The sequence below is a fragment of the Serratia sp. BNK-33-b genome (genome assembly GCF_048684565.1).
GTDB classification, from domain to species: Bacteria; Pseudomonadota; Gammaproteobacteria; order Enterobacterales; family Enterobacteriaceae; genus Serratia; species Serratia marcescens.
Window position 1 is genome coordinate 2078530 of sequence record NZ_JBLQTZ010000001.1, and the last position, 25610, is coordinate 2104139.

General features: G+C 58.5%; 24 protein-coding genes. 13 read left to right on the forward strand and 11 right to left on the reverse strand.

What is annotated here, in order from left to right; all coding sequences use genetic code 11:
* The first annotated feature begins 135 nt into the window (after positions 1-135).
* From ACMGGK_RS09940 to oppF, 7 genes are all read left to right on the forward strand, one after another.
* Positions 136-780 carry a YchE family NAAT transporter gene (locus ACMGGK_RS09940; protein ID WP_015378089.1) on the forward strand — a complete coding sequence of 215 codons (645 nt, stop codon included), beginning with the start codon at positions 136-138 and terminating at the stop codon, positions 778-780.
* A 696-nt stretch (positions 781-1476) separates the two neighbouring features.
* On the forward strand, positions 1477-3114 hold the full coding sequence (locus tag ACMGGK_RS09945; RefSeq protein WP_016927493.1) for an ABC transporter substrate-binding protein: 1638 nt from the start codon (positions 1477-1479) through the stop codon (positions 3112-3114).
* A gap of 147 nt (positions 3115-3261) precedes the next feature.
* The gene (gene oppA, locus ACMGGK_RS09950) at positions 3262-4899 is read left to right on the forward strand and encodes an oligopeptide ABC transporter substrate-binding protein OppA (RefSeq protein WP_016927494.1); all 1638 of its coding nucleotides are present in this window, start codon (positions 3262-3264) and stop codon (positions 4897-4899) included.
* Between the two features lie 83 nt (positions 4900-4982).
* Positions 4983-5903, forward strand: coding sequence for an oligopeptide ABC transporter permease OppB (gene oppB, locus ACMGGK_RS09955; protein WP_004932150.1), 921 nt, complete (start codon positions 4983-4985; stop codon positions 5901-5903).
* A gap of 14 nt (positions 5904-5917) precedes the next feature.
* Positions 5918-6826, forward strand: a complete 909-nt coding sequence (gene oppC, locus ACMGGK_RS09960) for an oligopeptide ABC transporter permease OppC (RefSeq protein WP_004932149.1) — start codon at positions 5918-5920, stop codon at positions 6824-6826.
* A gap of 11 nt (positions 6827-6837) precedes the next feature.
* Positions 6838-7854, forward strand: a complete 1017-nt coding sequence (locus ACMGGK_RS09965) for an ABC transporter ATP-binding protein (RefSeq protein ID WP_016927496.1) — start codon at positions 6838-6840, stop codon at positions 7852-7854.
* Positions 7851-8852, forward strand: a complete 1002-nt coding sequence (oppF, locus tag ACMGGK_RS09970; protein WP_004932143.1) for a murein tripeptide/oligopeptide ABC transporter ATP binding protein OppF — start codon at positions 7851-7853, stop codon at positions 8850-8852. The genes ACMGGK_RS09965 and oppF overlap by 4 nt, the downstream gene beginning before the upstream one ends.
* 73 nt (positions 8853-8925) lie before the next feature.
* Here oppF and ACMGGK_RS09975 read toward each other — a convergent pair whose 3' ends face one another.
* On the reverse strand, positions 8926-9249 hold the full coding sequence (locus tag ACMGGK_RS09975; protein WP_004932139.1) for an HI1450 family dsDNA-mimic protein: 324 nt from the start codon (positions 9247-9249) through the stop codon (positions 8926-8928).
* A gap of 56 nt (positions 9250-9305) precedes the next feature.
* A complete protein-coding gene (gene cls, locus ACMGGK_RS09980) occupies positions 9306-10766 on the reverse strand; it encodes a cardiolipin synthase (protein WP_004932137.1) in 1461 nt (486 codons plus the stop codon).
* Positions 10767-11008: 242 nt separating this feature from the next.
* Here cls and ACMGGK_RS09985 point away from each other — a divergent pair, with 242 nt between their 5' ends.
* Entirely contained in the window at positions 11009-11185 is a 177-nt protein-coding gene (locus ACMGGK_RS09985; protein WP_025159792.1) for a YciY family protein, read from the forward strand.
* 45 nt (positions 11186-11230) lie between these two features.
* Here the strand turns inward: ACMGGK_RS09985 and ACMGGK_RS09990 are convergent, their stop codons facing one another.
* Together ACMGGK_RS09990 and smfY are read right to left on the reverse strand one after the other, a co-directional pair.
* Positions 11231-11722: a Dps family protein gene (locus ACMGGK_RS09990; protein ID WP_004932132.1), complete on the reverse strand. Its 492-nt coding sequence runs from the start codon at positions 11720-11722 to the stop codon at positions 11231-11233.
* Positions 11723-11922: 200 nt separating this feature from the next.
* The gene (gene smfY, locus ACMGGK_RS09995; protein ID WP_079449795.1) at positions 11923-13395 is read right to left on the reverse strand and encodes a multidrug efflux MFS transporter SmfY; all 1473 of its coding nucleotides are present in this window, start codon (positions 13393-13395) and stop codon (positions 11923-11925) included.
* Between the two features lie 127 nt (positions 13396-13522).
* On the opposite strand from smfY, the gene ACMGGK_RS10000 reads away from it, so the two are divergent.
* Positions 13523-14086 (forward strand): TetR/AcrR family transcriptional regulator, encoded by a 564-nt coding sequence (locus tag ACMGGK_RS10000; RefSeq protein WP_025303067.1) that lies wholly within the window; start codon positions 13523-13525, stop codon positions 14084-14086.
* Between the two features lie 141 nt (positions 14087-14227).
* On the opposite strand, the gene ACMGGK_RS10005 is transcribed toward ACMGGK_RS10000, so the two are convergent.
* The 5 genes from ACMGGK_RS10005 to ACMGGK_RS10025 form a co-directional block, all read right to left on the reverse strand.
* Positions 14228-15235: a substrate-binding domain-containing protein gene (locus ACMGGK_RS10005; protein ID WP_016927500.1), complete on the reverse strand. Its 1008-nt coding sequence runs from the start codon at positions 15233-15235 to the stop codon at positions 14228-14230.
* A gap of 33 nt (positions 15236-15268) precedes the next feature.
* On the reverse strand, positions 15269-16246 hold the full coding sequence (locus ACMGGK_RS10010; protein ID WP_016927501.1) for an ABC transporter permease: 978 nt from the start codon (positions 16244-16246) through the stop codon (positions 15269-15271).
* Between the two features lie 76 nt (positions 16247-16322).
* Positions 16323-17828 (reverse strand): sugar ABC transporter ATP-binding protein, encoded by a 1506-nt coding sequence (locus tag ACMGGK_RS10015; protein ID WP_420276860.1) that lies wholly within the window; start codon positions 17826-17828, stop codon positions 16323-16325.
* Positions 17825-19342: a xylulokinase gene (gene xylB, locus ACMGGK_RS10020; RefSeq protein ID WP_016927503.1), complete on the reverse strand. Its 1518-nt coding sequence runs from the start codon at positions 19340-19342 to the stop codon at positions 17825-17827. Before xylB ends, ACMGGK_RS10015 begins: the two co-directional genes overlap by 4 nt.
* A 4-nt stretch (positions 19343-19346) precedes the next feature.
* Positions 19347-20381, reverse strand: coding sequence for an NAD(P)-dependent alcohol dehydrogenase (locus ACMGGK_RS10025; protein WP_004932112.1), 1035 nt, complete (start codon positions 20379-20381; stop codon positions 19347-19349).
* Between the two features lie 228 nt (positions 20382-20609).
* On the opposite strand from ACMGGK_RS10025, the gene ACMGGK_RS10030 reads away from it, so the two are divergent.
* A complete protein-coding gene (locus tag ACMGGK_RS10030; protein WP_028127467.1) occupies positions 20610-21164 on the forward strand; it encodes a D-lyxose/D-mannose family sugar isomerase in 555 nt (184 codons plus the stop codon).
* Positions 21165-21235: 71 nt separating this feature from the next.
* Positions 21236-22237, forward strand: coding sequence for a LacI family DNA-binding transcriptional regulator (locus ACMGGK_RS10035; RefSeq protein WP_049299419.1), 1002 nt, complete (start codon positions 21236-21238; stop codon positions 22235-22237).
* 23 nt (positions 22238-22260) lie between these two features.
* On the opposite strand, the gene ACMGGK_RS10040 is transcribed toward ACMGGK_RS10035, so the two are convergent.
* Entirely contained in the window at positions 22261-23217 is a 957-nt protein-coding gene (locus ACMGGK_RS10040) for a DMT family transporter (RefSeq protein WP_049299417.1), read from the reverse strand.
* A gap of 91 nt (positions 23218-23308) precedes the next feature.
* On the opposite strand from ACMGGK_RS10040, the gene ACMGGK_RS10045 reads away from it, so the two are divergent.
* On the forward strand, positions 23309-24163 hold the full coding sequence (locus ACMGGK_RS10045) for a LysR substrate-binding domain-containing protein (protein ID WP_049299414.1): 855 nt from the start codon (positions 23309-23311) through the stop codon (positions 24161-24163).
* 109 nt (positions 24164-24272) lie between these two features.
* Here the strand turns inward: ACMGGK_RS10045 and ACMGGK_RS10050 are convergent, their stop codons facing one another.
* Positions 24273-24569: a YciI family protein gene (locus tag ACMGGK_RS10050; RefSeq protein WP_016927508.1), complete on the reverse strand. Its 297-nt coding sequence runs from the start codon at positions 24567-24569 to the stop codon at positions 24273-24275.
* 175 nt (positions 24570-24744) lie between these two features.
* On the opposite strand from ACMGGK_RS10050, the gene ACMGGK_RS10055 reads away from it, so the two are divergent.
* Positions 24745-25398 (forward strand): epoxyqueuosine reductase QueH, encoded by a 654-nt coding sequence (locus ACMGGK_RS10055; protein ID WP_420276861.1) that lies wholly within the window; start codon positions 24745-24747, stop codon positions 25396-25398.
* Positions 25399-25610: the final 212 nt, after the last annotated feature.

Consider the following 25610-nt stretch of genomic DNA (forward strand, 5'->3'; position numbering starts at 1 on the left):
AGGGCATTTGTTTTGTTGCCTAACTTGCTGGCAGTTAAAAATGCTGCTTTCGCCGGATGGATTACCCGCGGCAATTCCATTACATTAGCGCGCATAGGCAGCACACCTTTTATAGCACTTAACGCGGAGCCATCTGTGGGCCAATCTCTGTTGGATCTTTCCGGCTTTATCAAGTTCTTTGTCGGTCTGTTTGCGCTGGTCAACCCGGTGGGCATCTTGCCGGTGTTTATCAGCATGACGAGCTACCAGGCGGAAGCAGGGCGCAATAAAACCAACCTGACCGCCAACCTGTCGGTCGCCATTATTCTGTGGACATCGCTGTTCCTGGGCGAAGGGATCTTGCGGATGTTCGGCATCTCCATCGATTCGTTCCGCATCGCCGGCGGTATTCTGGTGGTGACCATCGCCATGTCGATGATCAGCGGCAAGCTGGGAGAAGACAAACAGAACAAACAGGAAAAATCGGAGAGCGCGATCCGCGAGAGCATCGGCGTGGTGCCGTTAGCGCTGCCGCTGATGGCGGGGCCGGGGGCGATCAGTTCCACCATCGTGTGGAGTTCCCGTTATCACAACTGGCAAAGCCTGCTCGGCTTTACGGTCGCGATCGCCTTGTTCGCCTTTTGCTGCTGGTTGTTGTTCCGCGCCGCGCCGCTGTTGGTGCGTTTGCTTGGGCAGACCGGCATCAACGTGATCACCCGTATCATGGGTCTGTTGCTGATGGCGCTCGGGATCGAGTTTATCGTTACCGGTATTAAGGCGATATTCCCCGGCCTGTTGTAATACCCTTTGTTTAGCCGCGCACCTTTCGCCTTGGCGCGGCTAAAATTAATTTTAAAGTTTAAATTATTTATTGGTTCGCATTATTATAGTGCACAGGATGAATAAAATTTATGCGGTTGCACTCTTATGTTGCATAAATCTCATGTTGCTGTGCAAAAAAAACGCTAAGCGTTATTTCAGACACTTTTCCTCCCCCATTTCCGCGCGTTTTGCCCCCACTCAACGGTAAAGCTGTTGTTAAATTAATCACATCATTCTGTGGGGCTTGTCTCACTTTCATCCAGGTGTTATTAGTGATTAACCGACCATAGGCAGGTGTTTGTTCTTTGAATGTCTGGATTGTTAACTGAATGTTTCTTTGTGCGGTAATGAGATTGCGTTGATGGTTTCAAATGAAATGATTTTGTCTTTTTTTTCTTTAAAATCATAGCGATAATTTTGTTTCTCCGCGTCCCCGAGCTTGGGGGCCGGATCGGGCTTCGTGCGATAAAAGAGAATTGCTTAACATTTTCGTAAAATTTATTGGCTATGGAATTTGGCTTCTGCTAATTTCCGAGCAACTTTCCCGTGGTCAATTAACTGAAATGCGCCATAAAAACGGGAATGATTTTTGCTGGTATCCGTTTATTTAGAATTCTTATAAACACTTCACAAACTTCGATAAGCGATGCTTGTCGGTGAAAAGGAGCCTCGATTATGCAGCAAACCCTGAAGCGCACTTCTTTGACCTTGTTGATTAGCGGCGCGCTGAGCGTCGGCGCCATAAATAGCAGTTTGGCGGCGGAAGTGCCGGCCGGCGTTCAGTTGGCGCAGCAGCAGAATATTGTGATCAACAACGGCAGCGAAGTGGCTTCATTGGATCCGCATAAGGTCGAGGGCGTACCGGAAAGCAATATCATTCTTAACCTGCTGGAAGGGCTGGTGAGCACCGACGCCAACGGGCATGTGGTGCCGGCGGCGGCGGCGAGCTGGGAAAACCAGAATTATCAGCAATGGACCTTCCACTTGCGCCCCGGCGCGGTGTGGAGCGACGGCAGTCCGGTGACCGCGCAAGACTTCGTCTACAGCTGGCAGCGTCTGGCCGATCCGAAAATCGCCTCGCCCTATGCCAGCTACCTGCAATACACCAAAGTCGACAATATCGACGACATCCTGACCGGCAAGAAGCCTCCGCAGACCCTCGGCGTCAAGGCGCTGGACGACCAGACGCTGCAGGTGACGCTGAGCGAGCCGGTGCCATATTTCATCAGCATGCTGAGCCACACGTCGCTCAAACCGGTGAAACGCGCGGTAGTGGAGAAATTCGGCGATAAATGGACGTTGCCCGCCAACTACGTCGGCAACGGCGCTTACCGCCTGAAAGAGTGGGTGGTGAACGAGCGCATCGTATTGGAGCGCAGCCCGAGCTACTGGAACAACAAGCAGACGGTGATCAATCAGGCGACCTTCTTGCCGATCGCTTCCGAAGTCAGCGACGTCAACCGCTTCCGCAGCGGCGAGATCGACATCACCAACAGCGCGATCCCGCCGTACCTGTACGTCAAAATGAAGCGCGAAGTGCCCGAGCAACTGCACGTTAACCCTTATCTGTGCACTTTCTATTACGAACTCAATAACCAGCGGGCGCCGTTCACCGATCCGCGGGTGCGTGCGGCGGTGAAGATGACGCTGGATCGCGACATCATCGCCAACAAGATCATGGGCCAGGGGCAGATCCCGGCCTACAGTTTCACGCCGACCTTTACGGAAGGCGCCAACTTTACGCCGCCCGCGTGGGCCGGCTGGAGCCAGGAACAGCGCAACGCCGAAGCCAAGAAACTGCTGGCGGAAGCGGGTTACAGCGACGCCAAGCCGCTGAAGTTCTCGCTGCTGTACAACACCTCCGATCAAAACAAACAGCAGGCGATCGCCGCCGCGTCGATGTGGAAAAAGAACCTCGGCGCCGACGTCACGCTGCGCAATCAGGAGTGGAAGACCTCGCTGGAAAGCCGCCATCAGGGGCAATACGACGTGGCGCGCGCCACCTGGTGCGGGGATTACAACGAGCCCAGCGCGTTCCTGAACCTGGTGCTGTCCAACAGCAGCATCAATACCGTGTTTTATAAGAGCCCGGCGTTCGACGCCATCATGGCCGCCACGCTGAAGGCGCCGGATGAGGCCGCGCGCGCCGCGCTCTATCAGCAGGCAGAAGCGCAGCTGGACAAAGACTCCGCGTTGATCCCGGTGTATTACCGCGTCAGCGCGCGGTTGATTAAGCCGACGGTAGGCGGGTTCACCGGCAAAGATCCGCTGGACTATACCGACGTTAAAAATCTGTACATTATCAAGCAGTAAAAGGGGTATTCCTCCCGCTAGCTCGCGGAGGAATATAGGGAAGGCCGGCCGCCGCATTCGTTCCGCGGCGGCGGGAAACAGAGTCCGCTTACGGGCAACGCAGGTTCCACGAAGAGCCTGTGATAATAAAAACTGGAGTCGATAAGTATGACCAACATCACGAAGAAAACGCTCATTGCCGCCGGCGTCATCGCCGCGCTGGGCATCACAGCAACCACCTCCGCCTTTGCCGCCGACGTTCCTGCAGGCGTGCAACTGGCCGACAAGCAAGAAATCGTCAAAAACAACGGTTCCGAAGTGCAGTCGCTTGACCCGCATAAAATCGAGGGCGTGCCGGAAAACAACGTGACCCGCGATCTGATGGAAGGCCTGGCGAACAACAGCCCGGACGGCTCCATCGTGCCGGGCGTCGCGGAAAGCTGGGATAACAAGGATTTCAAAGTCTGGACCTTCCACCTGCGCAAAGACGCCAAATGGTCCAACGGCAAGCCGGTGACGGCGCAAGATTTCGTCTACAGCTGGCAGCGCGTAGTGGATCCGAAAACCGCGTCGCCTTACGCCAGCTACCTGCAGTACGCCCATGTGGAAAACGTTGATGACATCATCGCCGGCAAAAAAGACAAGTCGACGCTGGGCGTGAAGGCCATCGACGACCACACCTTCCAGGTGACCCTGAGCGAGCCGGTGCCTTATCTGGTTGAAATGACCCCGCACTACGCCATGAAGCCGGTTTACAAAGACGCGGTGGAGAAATTCGGCGAGAAGTGGACGCTGCCGGCCAACTACGTCAGCAACGGCGCTTACAAACTGAAAGACTGGATTGTCAACGAACGCATCGTACTGGAACGCAACCCGGAATATTGGGATAACGCCAAAACCATCATCAATAAAGTGACGTTCCTGCCTATTTCGTCGGAAGTGACCGACGTTAACCGCTACCGCACCGGTGAAATCGACATGACCTACAACAACATGCCGATCGAACTGTTCCAGAAGCTGAAGAAAGAGATCCCGAAAGAGGTGCACGTCGATCCTTATCTGTGCACCTATTACTACGAAATCAACAACCAGAAGGCGCCGTTCACCGATGCGCGCGTGCGTGAAGCGCTGAAGCTGGGCATGGATCGCGACATCATCGTCAACAAGGTGAAAAATCAGGGCGATCTGCCGGCCTACAGCTTTACGCCGCCATACACCGACGGCGCCAAGCTGACCGCGCCGGAGTGGTTCGGCTGGACGCAGGAAAAACGCAACGAAGTGGCGAAGAAACTGCTGGCCGACGCCGGCTACGGCCCGGGTAAACCGCTGACCTTCTCCCTGTTGTACAACACGTCAGACCTGCACAAGAAGCTGGCGATCGCCGCCGCCTCCATCTGGAAGAAAAATCTGGGCGTGGACGTGAAGCTGGTGAACCAGGAGTGGAAAACCTTCCTGGATACCCGCCATCAGGGCACCTATGACGTGGCGCGCGCCGGCTGGTGCGCCGACTACAACGAACCGAGTTCGTTCCTGAACATGATGCTGTCCGACAGCAGCAGTAACACCCCGCACTACAAGAGCGCCGAGTTCGACAAGCTGATGGCCAACGTGTTGACCGCGAAGAGCAAAGACGAGCGCGCCGAACTGTATCAGAAAGCGGAAGTTCAGCTGGATAAAGATTCCGCCATCGTTCCGCTGTATTACTACGTGAACGCCCGTTTGGTGAAACCTTACGTTGGTGGCTACACCGGCAAAGACCCGCTTGATAACGTGTACGACAAAAACCTGTACATCATCAAGCATTGATACGGTAAGAGCCGGCGGCGCAGGCCGCCGGCCCATGTTGAGAATAATAAGCCGTCATCAGGCTGTCGCACAGGGTTAGGGCAATGCTTAAATTTATACTTCGTCGCTTGTTGGAAGCGATCCCGACACTATTTATCCTTATCACCATCTCATTCTTCATGATGCGCCTGGCGCCCGGCAGTCCATTTACCGGGGAACGCGCATTGCCGCCGGAAGTCATGGCGAATATCGAAGCCAAATATCATTTGAACGACCCGATCTGGAAACAGTACGGTCATTATCTGGCGCAGCTTGCGCAGGGAGACTTCGGCCCGTCCTTTAAATACAAGGATTATTCGGTCAACGATTTGGTGGCCAGCTCTTTCCCGGTCTCCGCCAAGCTCGGCCTGGCCGCGTTTCTGCTGGCGGTGGTGCTGGGCGTGAGCGCCGGTGTGATCGCCGCGCTGAACCAGAACACCAAATGGGACTATACGGTGATGGGGTTCGCCATGACCGGGGTGGTGATACCCAGTTTCGTGGTGGCGCCGCTGTTGGTGCTGATCTTCGCCATCACGTTGAAATGGTTGCCGGGCGGCGGCTGGAACGGTGGTGCGCCTAAGTTCATCATCTTGCCGATGGTGGCGTTGTCGCTGGCCTATATCGCCAGCATCGCCCGTATCACGCGCGGCTCGATGATTGAAGTGCTGCACTCCAACTTCATCCGCACCGCGCGCGCCAAAGGCTTGCCGATGCGTCGCATCATTTTCCGCCACGCGCTGAAGCCGGCGCTGTTGCCGGTGCTGTCCTACATGGGCCCGGCGTTCGTCGGGATCATCACCGGTTCGATGGTGATCGAAACCATCTACGGTCTGCCGGGGATCGGCCAGCTGTTCGTTAACGGCGCGCTGAACCGCGACTACTCCCTGGTGTTGAGCCTGACCATTCTGGTGGGCGCTCTGACCATTCTGTTCAACGCGATCGTCGATGTGCTGTATGCGGTCATCGATCCGAAAATCCGTTATTAATCTGGAGCACGCGAATGATGTTGACTAAAAAGAACAGCGAAGCTCTGGAACACTTCAGCGAGAAGCTGGAAGTGGAAGGGCGCAGCCTGTGGCAAGACGCGCGTCGGCGTTTTATGCACAACCGCGCGGCGGTAAGCAGCCTGTTCATACTGGCGCTGATCACACTGTTTGTGGTGCTGGCGCCGATGCTGTCGCAATTCGCCTACGACGATACCGATTGGGCGATGATGTCCGCCGCACCCAGCGTTGAATCGGGGCACTATTTCGGCACCGATTCCTCCGGGCGCGATCTGCTGGTGCGCGTGGCGATCGGCGGGCGCATCTCGCTGATGGTCGGCGTGGCGGCGGCGCTGGTGGCGGTGATCGTCGGCACCCTGTACGGCGCGATGTCCGGCTATCTGGGCGGCAAGATCGACTCGGTGATGATGCGCCTGCTGGAGATCCTCAACTCCTTCCCGTTCATGTTCTTCGTGATCCTGCTGGTGACCTTCTTCGGCCAGAATATCCTGCTTATCTTCGTGGCGATCGGCATGGTGTCGTGGCTGGACATGGCGCGTATCGTGCGCGGCCAAACCCTCGGTCTGAAGCGCAAGGAGTTCATCGAAGCGGCGCTGGTGTGCGGCGTCTCCACGCGCAACATCGTGCTGCGGCATATCGTGCCGAACGTGCTCGGCGTGGTGGTGGTGTATGCCTCGTTGCTGGTGCCGAGCATGATCCTGTTCGAATCCTTCCTCAGCTTCCTGGGGCTGGGCACGCAGGAGCCGCTGAGCAGCTGGGGCGCATTGCTCAGCGACGGCGCCAACTCAATGGAAGTTTCACCGTGGTTGCTGCTGTTCCCGGCGGGTTTCCTGGTAGTCACTCTGTTTTGTTTCAACTTTATCGGCGATGGCCTGCGTGACGCCCTCGACCCGAAAGATCGTTAAGGAGTGCCACCATGAGCACCATTGAACATCCACAACTGCAAACCGCCGTCGGCGTTAAAGCGTCGCCGCTGCTGGACGTGAAAGATCTGCGCGTCACGTTCTCCACCCCGGACGGCGACGTGACGGCGGTGAACGATCTGAACTTCGATCTGCGCGCCGGTGAAACGCTGGGCATCGTCGGCGAATCCGGCTCCGGCAAATCGCAGACCGCGTTCGCCCTGATGGGGTTGCTGGCCAGCAATGGCCGCATCGGCGGTTCGGCCAAATTCAACGGCCGCGAAATCCTCAACCTGCCGGAAAACCAGCTCAACAAGCTGCGGGCCGAAGAAATCTCGATGATCTTCCAGGACCCGATGACCTCGCTCAACCCGTATATGCGCGTTGGCGAACAGCTGATGGAAGTGCTGATGCTGCATAAGAAAATGAGCAAAAGCGAAGCCTTTGAAGAGTCGGTACGCATGCTTGACGCGGTGAAAATGCCGGAAGCGCGCAAGCGCATGCGCATGTATCCGCACGAGTTTTCCGGCGGTATGCGCCAGCGCGTGATGATCGCCATGGCGCTGCTGTGCCGGCCGAAGCTGCTGATCGCCGACGAGCCGACTACTGCGCTGGACGTGACCGTTCAGGCGCAGATCATGACGCTGCTCAACGAGCTCAAGCGTGAGTTCAACACCGCCATCATCATGATCACCCACGATCTGGGCGTGGTGGCCGGCATCTGCAACAAGGTGCTGGTGATGTACGCCGGCCGCACCATGGAATACGGCAGCGCGCGCGAGGTGTTCTACCAGCCGAGCCACCCGTATTCCATCGGTCTGTTGAACGCGGTGCCGCGCCTCGACGCCGAAGGCGAAGCGTTGCTGACCATTCCCGGCAACCCGCCGAACCTGCTGCGGCTGCCGAAAGGCTGCCCGTTCCAGCCGCGCTGCCCGTACGCCATGGAACAGTGCGCGAGCGCTCCGCCATTGGAGCAATTTGGGGAAGGGCGCCTGCGCGCCTGCTTTAAACCGGTGGAGGCGTTGGTATGACAGCGGTAACCGACAAGAAAGTGCTGCTCGAAGTGGCCGATCTGAAAGTGCACTTCGACATTCATGACGACAAGCAGTGGTTCTGGCAGCCGCCGAAAACCCTGAAGGCGGTCGATGGCGTTACGCTGCGGCTGTTCGAGGGGGAAACCCTGGGCGTGGTCGGCGAATCCGGCTGCGGCAAATCCACCTTCGCGCGCGCCATCATCGGCCTGGTGAAGGCCACCAGCGGGCGCGTCGCTTGGCTGGGTAAAGATCTGCTGGGCATGAACGACGCCGACTGGCGCAAAACCCGCAGCGATATCCAGATGATCTTCCAGGATCCGCTGGCCTCGCTCAACCCGCGCATGACCATCGGCGAAATCATCGCCGAGCCGCTGCGCACCTACTACCCGAAAATGCCGCGTCAGGAAGTGAAGGACAAGGTTAAGGCGATGATGCTGAAGGTCGGCCTGCTGCCTAACCTGATCAACCGTTATCCGCACGAGTTCTCCGGCGGCCAATGCCAGCGCATCGGCATCGCGCGCGCGCTGATCCTCGAACCGAAGCTGGTGATCTGCGACGAGCCGGTTTCCGCGTTGGACGTGTCGATTCAGGCGCAGGTGGTAAACCTGTTGCAGCAGCTGCAGCGCGAAATGGGGCTGTCATTGATCTTTATCGCCCACGATTTGGCGGTGGTGAAGCACATTTCCGATCGCGTGCTGGTGATGTACCTGGGCCATGCGGTAGAGCTGGGCACCTATGACGAGGTGTACCACAATCCGCAGCACCCATACACCAAGGCGCTGATGTCGGCGGTGCCGATCCCGGATCCGGACAAGGAGAAGGAAAAGCAGATCCAGCTGTTGGAAGGGGAGCTGCCTTCGCCGATCAATCCGCCGTCCGGCTGCGTGTTCCGCACTCGCTGCCCGATCGCCGGGCCGGAGTGCGCCAAGACGCGTCCGCTGCTGGAGGGCAGTTTCCGTCATGCGGTTTCGTGCCTGAAGGTCGATCCGCTGTAATGCGCCGCTAGCCGGCAACAAAAAGCCCCGCTGAATAAGCGGGGCTTTTTTTATCCGATGCGCTGGCGGCGAATCACTCTTTCCACAGAATGTGGCACAGCTTGTGGTCTTTCTCGCGGCAGATCAGCACGCGGGCGAACACGTCGTTGATCGGCTCGCCGTCGCTGTCCGCCAGACCGATCACCACTTCGGCGAAGAAGTCCGGGTTCAGGTCGTAATCCACGTGCTCGCTCCAGTCTTCGGAGGGGTCGTACAGTTCTGCGCCGCCGCGCTCTTCAAACTGCAGATTGAACAGCAGAATATCCGCCGGATCCAGATTGTCGCCGGCCAATTCGAGGAAGATGTCGTAGGCCTGTTCCAGCGTTTCGTCTTCGGTAAGGCGGTTATTCAAATCCATAAAAAAATCCTGATAACAAATGATTTGGCGTTATTAAAGCACGCTCGCCGCGGCTTTTACAGCAACGGGCTGAAAAAGTAGAACAGGCGCTCGACCAGGCGATGCCAGAATGGCCGCTTCAGCCACTCTTTGGCGTTCAGCAGCTTGGAGCGGGCGATGTAATCTTCCTGCACGCAGGCCAGATCGCTGCCGAAGCCGTCGTCATCGATCACCAGGGTGATCTCGAAGTTCAGCCACAGGCTGCGCATATCCAGATTGACGGTGCCGACTAGGCTGAGCTGGCCGTCGACCAGCACGCTTTTGGTGTGCAGCAGGCCGCCTTCGAACTGATAGATTTTCACGCCGGCTTCCAGCAGCTCGGAGAAGAACGCCCGGCTGGCCCAGCGCACCATCATCGAATCGTTGTCGCGCGGCACGATGATGCTGACCTCGACGCCGCGCAGAGCGGCGGTGCAGATGGCGTGCAGCAGATCGTCGCTCGGCACGAAGTACGGCGTGGTCATGATCAGCTGCTCGCGCGCGGAATAGACCGCGGTCAACAGCGCCTGGTGGATCATCTCCTCGGGGAAGCCGGGGCCGGAGGCGATCACCTGAATGGTATGGCCGCTTTCCTGCTCGAACGGCATGATGTTGACGTCCGGCGGCGGCGGCAGAATGCGCTTGCCGGTTTCAATCTCCCAGTCGCAGGCATAGACGATGCCCATCGTAGTGGCCACCGGGCCTTCCATGCGCGCCATCAGATCGATCCATTGGCCGACGCCCGCATCCTGCTTGAAATAGCGCGGGTCGACCATGTTCATGCTGCCGGTATAGGCGATGTAGTTGTCGATCAGCACCACCTTGCGGTGCTGGCGCAGATCCATGCGGCGCAGGAATACGCGCAGCAGGTTAACCTTCAGCGCTTCGACCACTTCGATGCCTGCGTTGCGCATCATCGCTGGGTAGGGGCTGCGGAAAAATGGCAGGCTGCCGGCGGAGTCCAGCATCAGGCGGCAGTGCACGCCGCGCCGCGCGGCGGCCATCAGCGATTCGGCCACCTGATCGACCAGGCCGCCGGGCTGCCAGATATAGAACACCATTTCGATGTTGTGGCGCGCCAGCTCGATGTCGCGGATCAGCGCTTTCAACGTGTCGTCGGTAGTGGTGAGCAACTGCAGCTGGTTGCCCTTGACGCCGTCGATGCCCTGGCGGCGGTTGCACAGCTGGAACAACGGTTCGGCGACTTCGCTGTATTCGGTGGCGAAGATGCGGCGGCTCTCTTTCAATTCCTTCAGCCAGCGCGCGGTCGACGGCCACATGGCCTTGGCGCGCTCGGCCCGGCGCTTGCCCAGGTGCAGTTCGCCGAACGATAAATAGGCGACGATGCCGAACAGCGGCAGAATATAGATAACCAGCAGCCAGGCCATGGCAGAGGGAACCGCACGGCGTTTCATCAAAATGCGCATCGTCACGCCGGCGATCAGCAGCCAGTAGCCGAACACCATGAGCCAACTGATTACGGTATAAAATGTTGTCATAAAGGCGAAAAATCCCGTTCGCAAACCACCAATGATGAGTGTACGCACAGATCGGGCAAGGCGAAACCTTTTATCGGCGCTTATGTTACATAAATATGATGAAGTTAAGGCACTTGCCGAAATTGAAAGGGCGGCTTTTGCCCGCGTGGCGTTCGCTGTGCCGCCGATAACGGCGGCTTGGATCGCGGGCGGAAAGGGCTATAATGCCCGCGGTTGGCATTAGACGAACGAGTGACGGAATTATGAGACGCAGTAGAAATGAAGTGGGCCGCTGGCGCATGTTGCGGCAGAGCCAACGTCGGCGGCATCGCTGGCTGGAACGCCAGTCGTGCAGCAATCGCCATATTATCCGGGTGCGGCGGCGCCTGGACGATCAGCATCGGCGCGCGCTGCTGTTTGCGGTATCCTGCGAGTGGTAAAACGAAAACAGTCCCGTGAGGGACTGTTTTGTTATGGCGTCTGAGTTATTTGCCCAAATAGGCGTTGAGCATCCAGACCTGTTTTTCCTGCTCTTTGATGTAATCGCTCATCAACGACGCGGTGCCTTCGTCGCCAGCGTCTGCCGCCACCGTCAGCAGCTCACGCTGCTGTTGCAGCAAGATTGAATACCCTTCCAACAGGCCGCGCAGCGTACCCTTATCATCTGTCACGTTGGTGTGTTCCTTGATGTCGGCGGTTTTCAGATAATCGCTGAAAGCGTGACGCGGCTGCGAGCCCAACGTCAGAATACGTTCCGCCAGCTCATCCACCTTGGTCAGCAGATCGTTATATGTCTCTTCGAATTTCGCGTGCAGTTCAAAGAACTGCGGGCCGGTAATGTTCCAATGATAGCCGCGCACGTTCATATACAGCACCTGATAGTTTGCCAACAGCGCATTCAACGCTTCGGCGAGTTTTGCCGATTGTTTACTGTCAAGGCCGATATGGGTTTTTGCTGCTTTCTTTGCCGTTGCCATAATAATCTTCTCCTGATTATTTGTTCCGATAGTAGACAGAATCAATTTCCATAGCTGTTACAGTAACCGGATTTATCGCAGGGTTAAATACGATAACAGGCATTATTGCCATCGCTCAAACCGATGACGGTAAATCCGTCGAGCAAATTGCCGAATCAGTTTACGCAGGTTCCGCAGGCGAAAAAAGTCGCTTTTCTCGGTTACTTGCGCAGCGCCAGTTTTACCACACCTGCGCCCAGCGCCATTAACAGCGCGGCGGCGATCAGTACCGAAATAAAGGCGCGATCAAAGGCCAGACGCGCCAGCTGCGTCAACTGCTGCGCGCGATCGGCCGCCATTCCGGCCGCCAGGCGCAACGCTTCGTCGATGCTGTCATAGGCTAAATCGCTGACCGGCAGCGCCGCCGGCAGAGCCAAGCTGTGACTGTAGACCGCCGTCATCAGCCCGCCGAGCAACGTCACGCCCAGCACGCCGCCCAGCTCGTAGGAGACGTCTTCGATAGATGCCGCCATGCCGGATTTCTCCTCCGGCGCGTTCAGCATGATGGCGGTGGAAGCGGCGGTGATCACGCCGCCGAGGCCGAAGCCCACCAACGCCAGGCTCGCCAGCTGCGGCGCTATGCCGCTCTGATAGAACAGGGCGAGGCCGGCGATGCCGAAGGCGGTCAGGGCGAAACCGCCGAGAATGATGCTGCGCTCACCGTAGCGCGGCAGCAGCAAACCGGCCATTGGCCCCGCCAGCGCCGAGGCCAGCGGGATCGGCAAGATGAACAGCGCCGCCTGCAGCGGACTGAGGCCGAGCACCAGTTGCAAGCGTTGGCTGAGCACCAGCTCGACGCCGATCAGCGCCACCATCGACAGCAATGCCACGCCGATGCCGCCGGCGAACAGCCGGTTGCGGAACAGGGAGAAATCGATCATCGGGTGGGCGCTGCGCTGCTGACGACGCACGAACAGCGCAAGGAATAGGGTGCCGATCAGGGCCGCTGCGAGCAAGGCGCTGACGTCAGGCGCCGGCTTGCTCAATTCCTTCAGCGCATAGATAGCGCCGACCAGGCCTATCATGATCTGCACCGAGCCGATGATATCGGCGGGGCGCGGGTTATCGCCGCCGCAGCGCGGGATCAGTTTCCATGCCAGCGGCCAGACCAGCAACACCACCGGCACATTGATCAGGAACACCGAGCCCCACCAGAAATACTCCAACAGCAGGCCGCCGACCACCGGGCCGATGGCCGCGCCGCCGGAGGCCACCGACGCCCAGATGCCGATCGCCAGCGCGCGTTCGCGTTCGTCGGTAAAGACGTGGCGTACGATGGACAGCGTGGCGGGCATCATCATTGCCGCGCCAACGGCGAGGAATACCCGCGCGGCGATCAGCCACTCGGCGGTAGGCGAGAAAGCGGCGCACAGCGACGCGACGGCAAACACCGGCAGCCCGGCGAGAAACAGCCGTTTATGGCCGATGCGATCGCTCAGCATGCCGGCGCCAGGCAACAGACCGGCCACCACCAATGGGTAGGCGTTGACGATCCAGAGTTTTTGCGAGGCGCTGGCATCCAGCGCCTGGGTTAAACGCGGCAGGGCGGTATATAACACCGTCATATCGATGACGATCAGGAACAGGGCGCTGGCGACCATTGTCAGGATTAACCAGCGGTTCTTGGCGTACATAAGTCATAATCCAGTTAACGTGGGCGGCGCGAAGGCGCCGCCATTGTGGTAACCCTCCGGCGATGCCGGGTGGTATACTGGCGATAATATATATCCATACGTTCGTATTGAAAAGAAGGGTTTCTTAATGGGACGTCAACGCAGCATCGATCGCGACAAGGTTTTGGACACCGCCGAAGAGATCGTCGCCACCCAGGGCGCCGCCGGCCTGACCATCGACGCCGTCGCCAAAGCGATGGGGATCTCCAAGGGCGGGGTGCAGTACTGTTTCGGCAGCAAAGACGCCCTGATTGACGCCATGTTCGATCGCTGGGGCAGTGCCTACGAGACGCTGTTCGCCGCTATCGCCGGTGACGATCCTTCGCCGCAGACCGGCGTGCGCGCGCATATGCTGGCGACGCAAAGCTCGGATCAGACCGCCAGCGCCAAGGCCGCCGGGCTGATGGCGACGCTGATTCAAACGCCGGAGCATCTGGCGAGCACGCGCGAATGGTATCGCAGCCGCATCGCCGGTTTGGATTTGACGACGGAAGAAGGCAAGCGCGCGCGCCTGGCGTTTCTCGCCACCGAAGGCGCCTTTATGCTGCGTTACTTTGGTTTGATGGATATCGACCAAGCGGAATGGGAAACGATGTTCACCGATATGCAGGCGTTGATTTTAACTGAGGGTGCCTATCGCACTGATAGCTAGTAAAGCCCGCAGTGAAAGGCGTATGTTTATCGCACAAGATATTCCCTCGAAGAACTTTTTAGCCAGCCACTCCGTGCTGGCTTTTTTTTGTTCGCAGGCAAGCGCCCCTGCGGGGCCCCCTGAAGGCAGGGGGCGGGAGAATTATTTACGGGCGTCCAACAGCGCTTGGGCGTTCTCTGCGGTAACGACGGTCCACGGAATGTAGTAATGCTTCTGCGTGCCGCCCTCCCATTTCAGATCCTTGGCGTACTGCTTCCAGATGTCCGACTGCGGTTGATAGCTTTCACCTTTCACGGCGCGCAGCGCGACGTCGATGGAACCCTGCATCTGGCCTTTGGCATCTTGCAGAATAGAGACCATTTCACCGGCCTGCACCGCATGAATCGCGTCAGAGACGCCGTCAACGCCGGCAATCGCGAAGTCCTTCACATTCAGGCCGGCGCCTTTGATCGCTTCGATAGCGCCCAGCGCCATCTCGTCGTTCTGGCCAATCACGCCGTTGATTTTACCCCGGTGTTTCTGCAGCCAGTTTTCCATCAGCGGCTGCGCTTCCGCGCGTGACCAGTTGGCCGTTTTGCGCTCAAGTACCGTGACCTGGCCGGCGCCGCACTCGGCAATCGCTTTATCATTGCCTTTGCCGCGCTGGATCTCGCCGCTGCCGCCTTTCGGGCCTTCGATAATCACCACGTTCACCTTCCGGCTCTTGCAGTCGAGTTTGTCCAGGACGGCTTTGGCTTCCAGGTATCCCCCCAACTCGTCATTAGACACCACTTCAGACGTCATCGCGTCCGTGTTCAGGCGCGCGTTGGTGACCACCACCGGGATTTTGGCTTCGTTGGCATTGGTGACGATATCGATATTGGCCTCAAAATCCATCGGGTTGACGATAATGGCATCGGCGCGCGTCTGGATAGCGGTGGCGGCCTGATCGTTTTGCACCGATGCATCATAACGCCCATCGTAGAAAGTCAGTACGGCTTCGCCGCTTTTCACCGCCGGGTGTTCCTTGCCGAACCTTTCCATCAATTGCACGAACTCGGCTTTGTTGCCGTACATCAATACCGCGATTTTTACCGGGGCGGCCTGAGCCGCCGACAGGCTACCGAGCATCATGGCAGAGGCAAACAACGCTATCTTGGTCTTATTCATGGTTTTCTCCTGGTAGAGTTGGGTCTGATGTTATTAATCGCGCTGTTGCTTACGCGATGGGTCGAGCAATACGGCAAGAACGATCAATGCGCCTTTGATAATTTGTTGGTAATACGATTGCACGCCGAGCAGATCGAGGCCGTTATTCATCACCCCGATAATCAGCACGCCGAAGAAAGTGCCGACCAGCGTACCGACGCCGCCGGCCATGCTGGTGCCGCCGATCACCACCGCCGCGATGGCGTCCAGCTCATACCCTGCGCCGGCGTTGGTCTGCGCCGAACCGGTGCGTGCCGTAAGGATCAGGCCGGCGATGCCGGCCAGCGCGCCGCACAGCGTATACACCAGTATTTTGATGCGGGTGACGTTAATCCCCGAGGTGCGCGCGCTTTTCGGGTTGCCGCCGACGGCGTAGATGTAACGCCCGAAGAGGGTTTTATTCAGCACCAGCCAGGCGAGGGCGAACAGCACGATGAAGATGATGACGGGCACCGGAACGCCGCCGACATAGCCATTGCCTAACCAGCGGAAATCGCTGTTCAATTGCGATACCGGATTGCCGTTGGTGGTTAACATGGTTAACCCGCGCGCCGCGGAGAGCATGCCCATGGTGACGATAAACGGCTGCAACCGGTAACGAGCCAACACGGTGCCGTTCACCAGGCCGCAGACGATGCCGATGCCCAGCGCCACGATCAGCGGCGCCATGACGGCGGTCGCGGTGTCGCCGATAGCCAATCCGCTGTTGTTGGTGGCGAAACGGGCGGCGACGATCCCGCTTAACGCCAGCACCGAGCCGACGGAGAGATCGACGCCGGCCGTAATGATGACGAAGGTCATGCCGATCGCCAGAATACCGTTGATCGAGACCTGACGCAGGACGATCAGGGTGTTTTCATTGCTGAGAAAATAATTGCTGCTCCAGGCCCCCTGGGCGACCTGATATTCGCCAATCAGCGCCACGATCAGGCACAGCGCGAAGAAGGCGATGATAATGCCGTATTTGTGCATACGGCGTTTATTGCGGGTGAAAAATGAAATTCCTGGTGATAAGGAGTGGGCGCTGCTCATTTTTTTTCTCTCTCTGTTAAACCGCAAGTTTCATCAGTGCTGCCTGGCTCGCATCGGCCGCCGAAAGCTCGCCGGCCAACTGCCCGTCACGAAACACCAATATGCGATCGCTCATGCCGATAATTTCCGAAAGCTCGGAGGAAACCATGATGATCCCCTTGTTTTGCAAGGCGAACTCCGACATAAATCGGTAGATCTCTTTCTTGGCGCCGACGTCGATGCCGCGCGTCGGCTCGTCGAGCAACAACACCTCCGGATCCAGCAGCGCCCAGCGGCCCAGCACCACTTTTTGCTGGTTGCCGCCGCTCAGGTTGCCCACGGGCTGTTCGCCATCGTGGGTTTTAACGTTGAAGCGCTGGATCATGTCGCGGGTTCGCGCTTGCTCCCGTTTTTCGCTGACGAACCCCATTCGGCTGATGCCGGCAAAAGAGGCGATATTGATGTTTTCACTGACGGAACGGCACAGCACCAGGCCGGTTTCCTTGCGATCTTCCGTCACGTAGGCAATGCCGCTGTCGATGGCCTCTCGCGGGGAATGGCGGTTAAGCGTCTTGTCGCCCAAGCGGATCGTGCCGCTGTCGGCATGCTGAATGCCGAAGATAAGATCGAGAAACTCGCTGCGGCCCGATCCCACCAGGCCGTAGATGCCCAGGATCTCACCGTGCTTCAGTTGCAGGCTGATATCCTTTATCTTGCTGCGCCAACACAGGCCGTTGACCTCCAGCAAGACCTCTTCGCCGGGCTGGTTGAATTTGGCGAACTCGCTGTCGTACTCGCCGCCGATAATGTGTTCGATCAGCTGCTCACGGGTAATGTCAGCGATATAGCCTTCATGGATATAGGCGCCGTCGCGGAAAATGGTGTAGCTGTCCGCGATTTGGAATATCTCTGACAAACGGTGAGAGACGTAAATAATGCCTTTACCTTTCGCCGCCAGTTGCTGAAGCGTCTGAAAGATTTTTTGCGCATCCTCCTCGCCAATCGCCGAGGTGGGTTCATCCATGATGATGATGTCGGCATTGGCATGCGACAGCGCCTTGGCGATCTCGACCAACTGCTGCTCGGCGACGCTCAGGTTGCGCATTTTCTCTCGGGCGTCGATCTTGAAATCGAGTTCCTTGAGCAAGCTGGTGGTGCGCTGGTTGAGCGTCGCGAAATCGACGAACCCCAGGCGTATCGGCTCACGGCCCAGCCAAATGTTTTCGGCCACCGTCAGATCCGGGATCGCGCTCAGCTCCTGCTGCACGATGGCGATGCCGGCGTTGAGGGCTTCCCGGGGATGATGAAATTCACAGCGTTGGCCATTGATAAAAATGTCGCCGCCATCGGGTTGAATAAAGCCCATCAGAATGCTGAGAAAGGTGGATTTTCCCGCGCCGTTGCCGCCGCACAGGGCATGGATGGATCCACGCCGCAGGCAAAACTCCGCATTCTTGAGCGCCACGACCGGGCCAAAAGCTTTCCTGACGCCGCTGACCTCCAGCAGGTAGGCGGGCGCTTGCGTCTGGGGATCTCGCGTCACAGTTGCACCTCCGGATAGGTCTGCTGCAAGCGTTGCAGGTACCGTTGATAAAGCGTCTCGTATTGCGCCTGTCTGCCGGCATGTGGCCGTGTGCGCGTGGTTTCATCCAGCGCAACGAAACGCCGGCACAGTTCGGCCAGCAACGCGCCGGCGTTCCGCTGCGGATCGTCGGCCAACGTCGTCGCCCACATCGCCTGAATGGCGCCGCCCAGCGCGGCGGTCTCTTTGGCTTTCAGACAGACTACCGGGCACCCCATCACGTCCGCGACGATTTGTCGCCAGGCGGCGCTGCGGGCGCCGCCGCCGGTGAGGCGGATCTCGCGCGCTTCAATGCCCTGACGGCGAAACAGCTCGATGCCATAGCGCAGGCCATAGGTGGCGCTTTCGACCACCGCCAGGCAGAGATTGGCGCGGGTAAAATTGTCGCTATCGAGGTTATGCAGACTGGCGCGCGCGTGGGGCAACGGCGGAACGCGTTCGCCATTGAAGAACGGCAGCATCTCGACACCGCCTGCGCCGGGCGAGGCCTGCGCCAATAAACCGTTAAAGCCGGCAAGGTCTTCGTCCAGCAGCGTTTGTACTGCAGTGGTGGCCGAGGTGACATTCATTGTGCAAATCAATGGCAGCCACCCATTGGTGCTGGAGCAGAAGCCGGCAATCATGTCCGATTCCGCCGTGACGGGGGCGGCAGACCAGGCGAATAGCGTGCCGGAGGTGCCCAGGCTCAGGGTGAGGGTGCCGGCCTCGATGTTGCCGGAACCGATGGCCGCCATCATGTTGTCGCCGCCGCCGGTCGATACCCGCACCGTTGGGCCGAGGCCGAGTTTTTCCGCGGCGGCGGAGCGCACCGTGCCGATGCAGCATTCCGCGCTTTTGAGCGGCGGCAGGGCCTGCCACAGGCGGCCGCTGTCGTCGATGAGATCGACCGCGGATTTGCTCCAACGACGGGTGCGCACATCGAACAATCCGGTGCCGGAAGCGTCGCCATATTCCGCTACGCGCTCCCCGGTCAGCCAGAAATTCAAGTAGTCATGGGGCAACAACACGGTGTGCAGTTTTGCCCAGAGCGCCGGATGGTGTGTCTTGAACCAAAGGATTTTTGACGCGGTATAACCGGTGGCGATCCGCAGGCCGAGCGTTTCCAGCGAGCCGTTGGCCCCGCCGAGCTGCTGCAGGAGCCGTTCGTTTTCCTCTGCGGTTTCGGTATCGCACCACAGCTTGACGCTGTGCAGCACATTGCCGTCTGCGTCCAGCGGCACAAACCCATGTTGTTGGCCAGAGACCCCCAGAGCATGAATCTCCCGTGCATCAACGCCGGCGTTAGTCACGGCTTGGCGAAAAGCGATGACCAGCGCCTCAATCCACCAGTCGGCCTCCTGTTCGCGCCGGCCATTGGCTTGGCTGATGAGACGGTGAGGGGCGTTGCCCTCACCGAGGATCACGCCCTGTGTGCTGTCGACAATCACGACTTTCGTGCCTTGCGTACCGCAGTCTATGCCAGCATAGAGCGCCATAGGATCACTCCATTTCCAGCATGATTTTGATGTCCGAGGCATGTCCCGCCGCCGCGCGCTCGAAGGCGGCCACGCTGTCGGAGAACTTGTAGGTTTGGCTTATCAACGGCTGGACGCGCAATTTGCCGCTGCTCAACAGCCGCAGCGTGCGCGGGTACATGTTGGCGTAGCGGAAAATGGTCTTGAAGGTGATTTCCTTGGCCTGCGCGGCGACGATATCCATCGGCGCGGCATCGATCGGCATGCCGACCAGCACGGCGGTCGCTCCTGGCGCCGCATGTTCGGCCAGCGTAGCGATAGCCGGTTTGGCGCCGCTGCATTCAAACACGACATCGGCGCCATTGCCGCTGGTGAGCGCGGCCACTTTCCCCGCCAGGTCGCCGGTTTTGATATTGACGGCGTGCAGCCCCTCATAACTGGCCGCCACGGCGAGTTTTTCGTCAAACAGGTCGCAAATAATGACGTCCGAGCAGCCGCCCGCCAGCGCCGCGAGGGCGGTGACCACGCCGATCGGCCCGGCGCCGATCACCAGCGCGATATCGCCGGGTTTGATCCCGGCTTTGGTGGCCGCTTGCATGCCGATGGCTAAGGGTTCCACCATGGCGCCCTCAGCAAAACTGACGTTGTCCGGCAATTTGAACGTGAAGGCGGCGGGGTGGATGACGGTTTCGCGCAGGCAGCCGTGCACCGGCGGCGTCGCCCAGAAGCGCACGGCCGGATCAAGGTTGTAAATGCCGGCGCGCGTCTGGGCCGAGTTGAGATCCGGAATACCGGGCTCCATGCAAACGCGATCGCCGATGCTGAGATGAGTGACGTTTTTACCTGTCGCGAGCACTACGCCGGAGGCCTCATGGCCGAGCACCATCGGGGCGTTAACCACGAACGGGCCAATGCGGCCATGTTGGTAATAGTGCACATCACTGCCGCAGATGCCCACGGAATGAATTTTTATCTGCACATCATCGGGCCCCAGCGTTTCGGCAAGCTGGACGTCCTCAATAGCGATTTCCCCCGCTTTGGCCAACACTAATGCTTTCATATTGCCTCCTGGTGAATCATTTTTGTGGTAACGATATCATTTCAATGCGGCGATAGTGGGCTAAAGCGGGGGGTTAAACTGTGATCGATGTTGGAATTACTCGACGGGAGTTAATTTTGCTGGTGGGTTGTTATTCAATATGGGGATGAAGATCACAAAATCGGCGATGCAATGACGGTTTTAATATCAGCATGCTGATATCGATACCGTTACTTTGCAGGGGAAATGATGAGCAAACAACAACGTGCCATAGCCGCTACGCTGGAATACTTGCGCGAGGCGGACATTGTTCTGACCGAAGAAGAGCAGCAACGTATTGAAATTGCGACGTTTGGCTTGGCTGACTATCCCGTCTCAGGGCTGCAACTGCTGACCTATGTCAACTCACCTCGGTATTGTGCGAAAGAGTTGGTGCTGTTTCCTGAGCAGACTTGCCCAGAGCATTTGCATCCTCCTTTCGCCGGCACGCCCGGCAAGCAAGAGACGTTTCGCTGCCGTTGGGGCGAGGTGTTTCTGTTTGTCGACGATGAAAACCTGACGCTTAATGACGCCGGCGGTGAACCGGTATGCCGGGTGCCGGAGGGCGCGGAGCCTTGGTATACCTGCAATCGCTATATCCTCTTGCGGCCTGGCGAACAATACACCATCGCGCCCAATACCCGGCACTGGTTTCAGGCGGGGAAGCGGGGCGCGGTGGTGTCCGAGTTTTCTTCCGAGAGCCGTGACGAGCTGGATATCTTTACCGATCCCCGGATTAACCGCCTGGCAGGCGTAAACCATTAGCGCGACGATGAAAGTTCTGTCATGATGTTGTTAATGGTACAAAATGATAACCTTAAGCTAAGGAGCTGCATTTGGCGGTGGGGCGAGGACGGAAAGCGACGCTGGCTAGCGTGGCCGCACAGGCAAACGTCAGTAAAATCACCGCGTCGCGGGCATTTTCACAGCCGGACAAGGTTCATCCGGAAACGCTGCGCCGCATTCGGGAGACCGCTGCCGAACTCGGTTATGTGGTCAATGCTGCGGCGCGCAATCTGCGGGCGAAAAGCAGCAGAACCATCGGCATCGTCAACCCTGATATGGCCAACCCGTTCTTTGGCGGCCTGACGCGGTTGATGACGCTTGAAGCGCAAAAAATGGGATATGACACTCTGGTGTTCGATTCCTATGAGTCACAGGAAAGCGAAGACAGAATCATCGACAAACTGATTGGCTACAACGTCGATGCGATCATTCTCTCGGTCATTTCCAACGATCATCTGTACCAGCCTTCCTATCTAAAGCGGTTGGAAACATTGAATATCCCGGTGGTATTGATCGACCGTGAGCTGGACAATCGCCACTGCAGCGGAGTGTATATCGATAACCTGGACTGCGGCCTTCAGGCGGGGCGCTGGCTTCTGGAACAGAAAGCGCAGCGGGTGGTGGTGGTGTCCGGGCCGGAGAACTCCAACGTTGCACGGGACAGGGTTACAGGGCTGCAGGCGGCGCTGCAAGGGAAAGTGGCGTCGTTTGAAGTGCTGTATGCCGATTTCTTTATGGATATCGCCTGGCAAGAGACGAGCCGTTGGCTGGCCAACAACCGCGCCCCGGACTTTTTCGTTGGCTGCAATAACCAGATCTCCCTGGGCATTATCAAAGCCTGCATCGAACATCGGCTGCCGTTGATGCAGGACGTGTCGTTGTTCAGCATCGATGAGGTTTCACATGCTGAGATCTACGGTTTTCATTTCCCGTGCGTGTCACACGACTTGCAAGAGATCGCCTGGCAAGCGTTGAATCTGGCGATCCGTCGTATTGCCGACCCCGAGATCAAGCCGGGCAAGGTGGTGGTACGGGGGAAACTCGTCGCGTAACGGCGCCATCATTCGCTTATCCGTCATTTTTCAGCGTGTTGCGCTGTTTTGGGCTCATCACGCCCGGCGGGACGGATGAGCAGCCACAAACCACTTCCTGCCGCCGCCGCGCCTAGCAACATGGGCCAGGAAAGAGGTTCATTGAACATTAACCCTGCCCAGCAGAAGGTGACGAAGGGGCTGAGAAACAGCAGGCTCGTCACGCGCAGCGCAGAAGTGCGCCTTAGACAAAACCAGTACAGACCGTAGCCGGCCAGGGTCGCCAGTAGCGCGGTCCAAAGCACGCCGATCACAAACCCCGTCGTTACCGTTGGCAGCAGCGGGCCTTCCGCGCCGGCCATGGCGGCGAAAGCCAGCGCGGAAACCGCGCTTTGTATCCCCAGCGCGGCTGGCAAACTCATTGCTTGCGTTCGCGGCAGCCGTTCCTGCCACAGCGTTGCCAGCGCCAGCGACAGCATCCCCGCCAGCGGCAACAGGTAGCTCCACAATGGGGCGTCTCCCCATGAGATGGCGCTGCCGGTCGCCAGCGCTACCCCGCTAACTCCCAAGGCTAACCCGGACCAAACGCGGCCATCGGGCAAGCGGCGTTGTAACAGCATGCTCAGCAGCGCGGTGCCGAGCGGGAGCAAATCGGCGATGAGCGCGGCCAACCCGGCCGGCACGCCATATTCGATGCCTTTGCTGACGCCGGTCAGGTAACCGGTCATGGCGAGCAACCCAATCCCGGCGTGAACAGCTATCGTCAGCGGAGATGCGCGCCTGATGGCGCGCAGACTAAGCGGCAGCAACACGAACGCGACCACCACGCAGCGCCAGAACGCCACCAGCAACACCGGCGCGTAATCGGCGGCGAAGCGGATGCCGACGAAGCCGGAGCTCCAGGCCACGATCAGCAGGATCTCGGCCGCAGCCAGCCAGAGGGCGGCTCTGCCGCGATGTTTGCCGCAGCGGGAAGAGGGGCGAAATGGTGCCAGGGACATGATGGTCACCTCCTTTCCGCCCGATGGTAGTGAGTGGCTATAATTTAATAAATCGAATAATTTTCGCCCAGTTGTTTAATGAGGTTAAATCATGCGGCCGACATTGGATATCGATCTCTTACGCACTTTTCACGCTATTGCGCGTTTGGGGCAATTTCGCGCGGCGGCGGCATTTGTCAATCGCAGCCCCGCCGCCGTGAGCGTGCATATCCGGCGTCTGGAACAGGTGGCGGGCGGCCGCCTGCTGGAGCGTGACAATCAGTCCGTGGCGTTGACGCCGTTGGGAAACAAGCTGCTGGCCTCGACGCTCGGGCTGCTGAGCGCCCATGACGATATTCTGCGGGAACTGCAGGGCGCGCCGCTAAGCGGCCATATCAAATTGGGCTTGCCTGATGAGTACGCTTCTCATGTGATACGCCATATTTTGCCGCGGTTTACCGACAGTTTCCCCGCGGTGGAACTGGAGGTCTCTACCGCTGCCAGTCAGGCGCTGGCGGAGCAAGTTGGCCGTAATCGGCTGCATCTCGCGCTGGTGGTTCAACCTTCGGGGAAACAGTGCCAGACACCGCTCGCGGTGACTGCGCCAGTGTGGGCCGGAGGCCGTTCGCTGGCGCTGCAGGCTAACCGGCCACTGCCGCTGGCGTTGCATGCCGCCGATTGCCCTTATCGTGAGGCTATGATCGATGCATTGACCAGGGCGGGAAGGCACTGGCGAGTGGTTGTGAGCAGCCCTTCGGCCAGCGTGGTGGCGGCTGCCATCGAGGCGGGATTGGCCGTCACGCTGCTTGACCGCGCACGGGTTTCGGCGGCGATGCGGATACTCGACGAATTGCCGTCGGTCGCACCACATGAAGTGCAGCTGCTCCGTTCTGCCACGGCCGCCAGCCAACCGGCGGTGGCGATGCTGGAAAGCGTCATCGGTGAGTATTTACGGGGGGGAACATGAATATCGGCCGCGTGGGGAAGACGAATCGAGCACGACGGTGACGCAGAGATGTGGCTAGCGCCGGGAACGCTGTATCGCGGGGCGTTCCCGGTATTCGGAGGGCTGGAGATCAGAACACCTGTTTGAACGGTTTCACCGTCACGTCGGCATAGACGCCGGCGGCGACGTACGGATCCTGCTGCGCCCAGGCCTGGGCTTCCGCCAGCGAGGCGAATTCGGCGATCACCGTCGAACCGGTAAAGCCGGCGGCGCCGGGATCGTTGCTGTCGATGGCCGGGTTAGGGCCGGCGACCACCAGGCGGCCAGCGTCGCGCAGCGCCTGCAGGCGCGCCAGGTGCGCCGGGCGCACCGCCAGACGGTTTTCCAGCGAGTTGGGGACGTCTTGCGCGTAGATCAGATAAAGCATGTTTCACCTTTAAAATCATGGCTATAAAACGGTGCTACCAAGGTAGCGCAAAAGGCGCGGCAGGGGAACGGCATCGGGCGAATTTCCCGGCGGATTGGCGCTTATGCCTTGAAGCCGCTACTTTTTATTCGTATAGTGCGGCGCGCTTAAACTGATATGCCATTGAGGTGAGGACATGACGGAACTGGTAAGGGAAAAACTCGATTTGCCGGCGGGCAAAAAAAAACTGCTGCTGCATTCATGCTGCGCGCCCTGTTCCGGCGAGGTGATGGAAGCGATTCAGGCCTCCGGGATCGAGTACGCCATTTTCTTCTATAACCCCAACATTCACCCGCAAAAAGAGTATCTGCTGCGTAAAGAAGAGAACATCCGTTTCGCCGAGCAGCACGGGGTGCCGATTATCGATGCCGATTACGACACCGACAACTGGTTCGCCCGCGCCAAGGGGATGGAGAATGAGCCGGAGCGCGGCATTCGTTGCACCATGTGTTTTGACATGCGTTTCGAGCGCACGGCGCTGTATGCGTATGAGCATGGTTACGACACTATCTCCAGCTCGCTGGGCATCTCGCGTTGGAAGAACATGCAGCAGATCACCGACTGCGGCATCCGCGCGGCGGAAAAGTATCCCGATCTGGTGTACTGGGATTACAACTGGCGCAAGAAGGGCGGTTCGTCGCGCATGATAGAGATCAGCAAGCGCGAACGCTTCTATCAGCAGGAATACTGCGGCTGCGTCTATTCGCTGCGTGACACCAACCTGCACCGTAAGGCGCAAGGGCGGCCGCTGATCAAGCTGGGCGTGCTTTACTATGGCGATGAAGAATAACGCTGACTCACCGCAATTAACCCGCTCCGGCGGGTTTTTTACTTTTTGACGCCTGGCCAAACGTTAATGAAGCGTGTCGCCCCGGCGGTAAAAAAGCAACGGCCAGGTTAATATCCTTATGAGTTTGCTGGTTTTAGCCGCGCATACTGACGATTAAAGCGATAGTTTGCCTTTCGTTATTGAATATGATTGCTATTTGCATTTAAACTTGG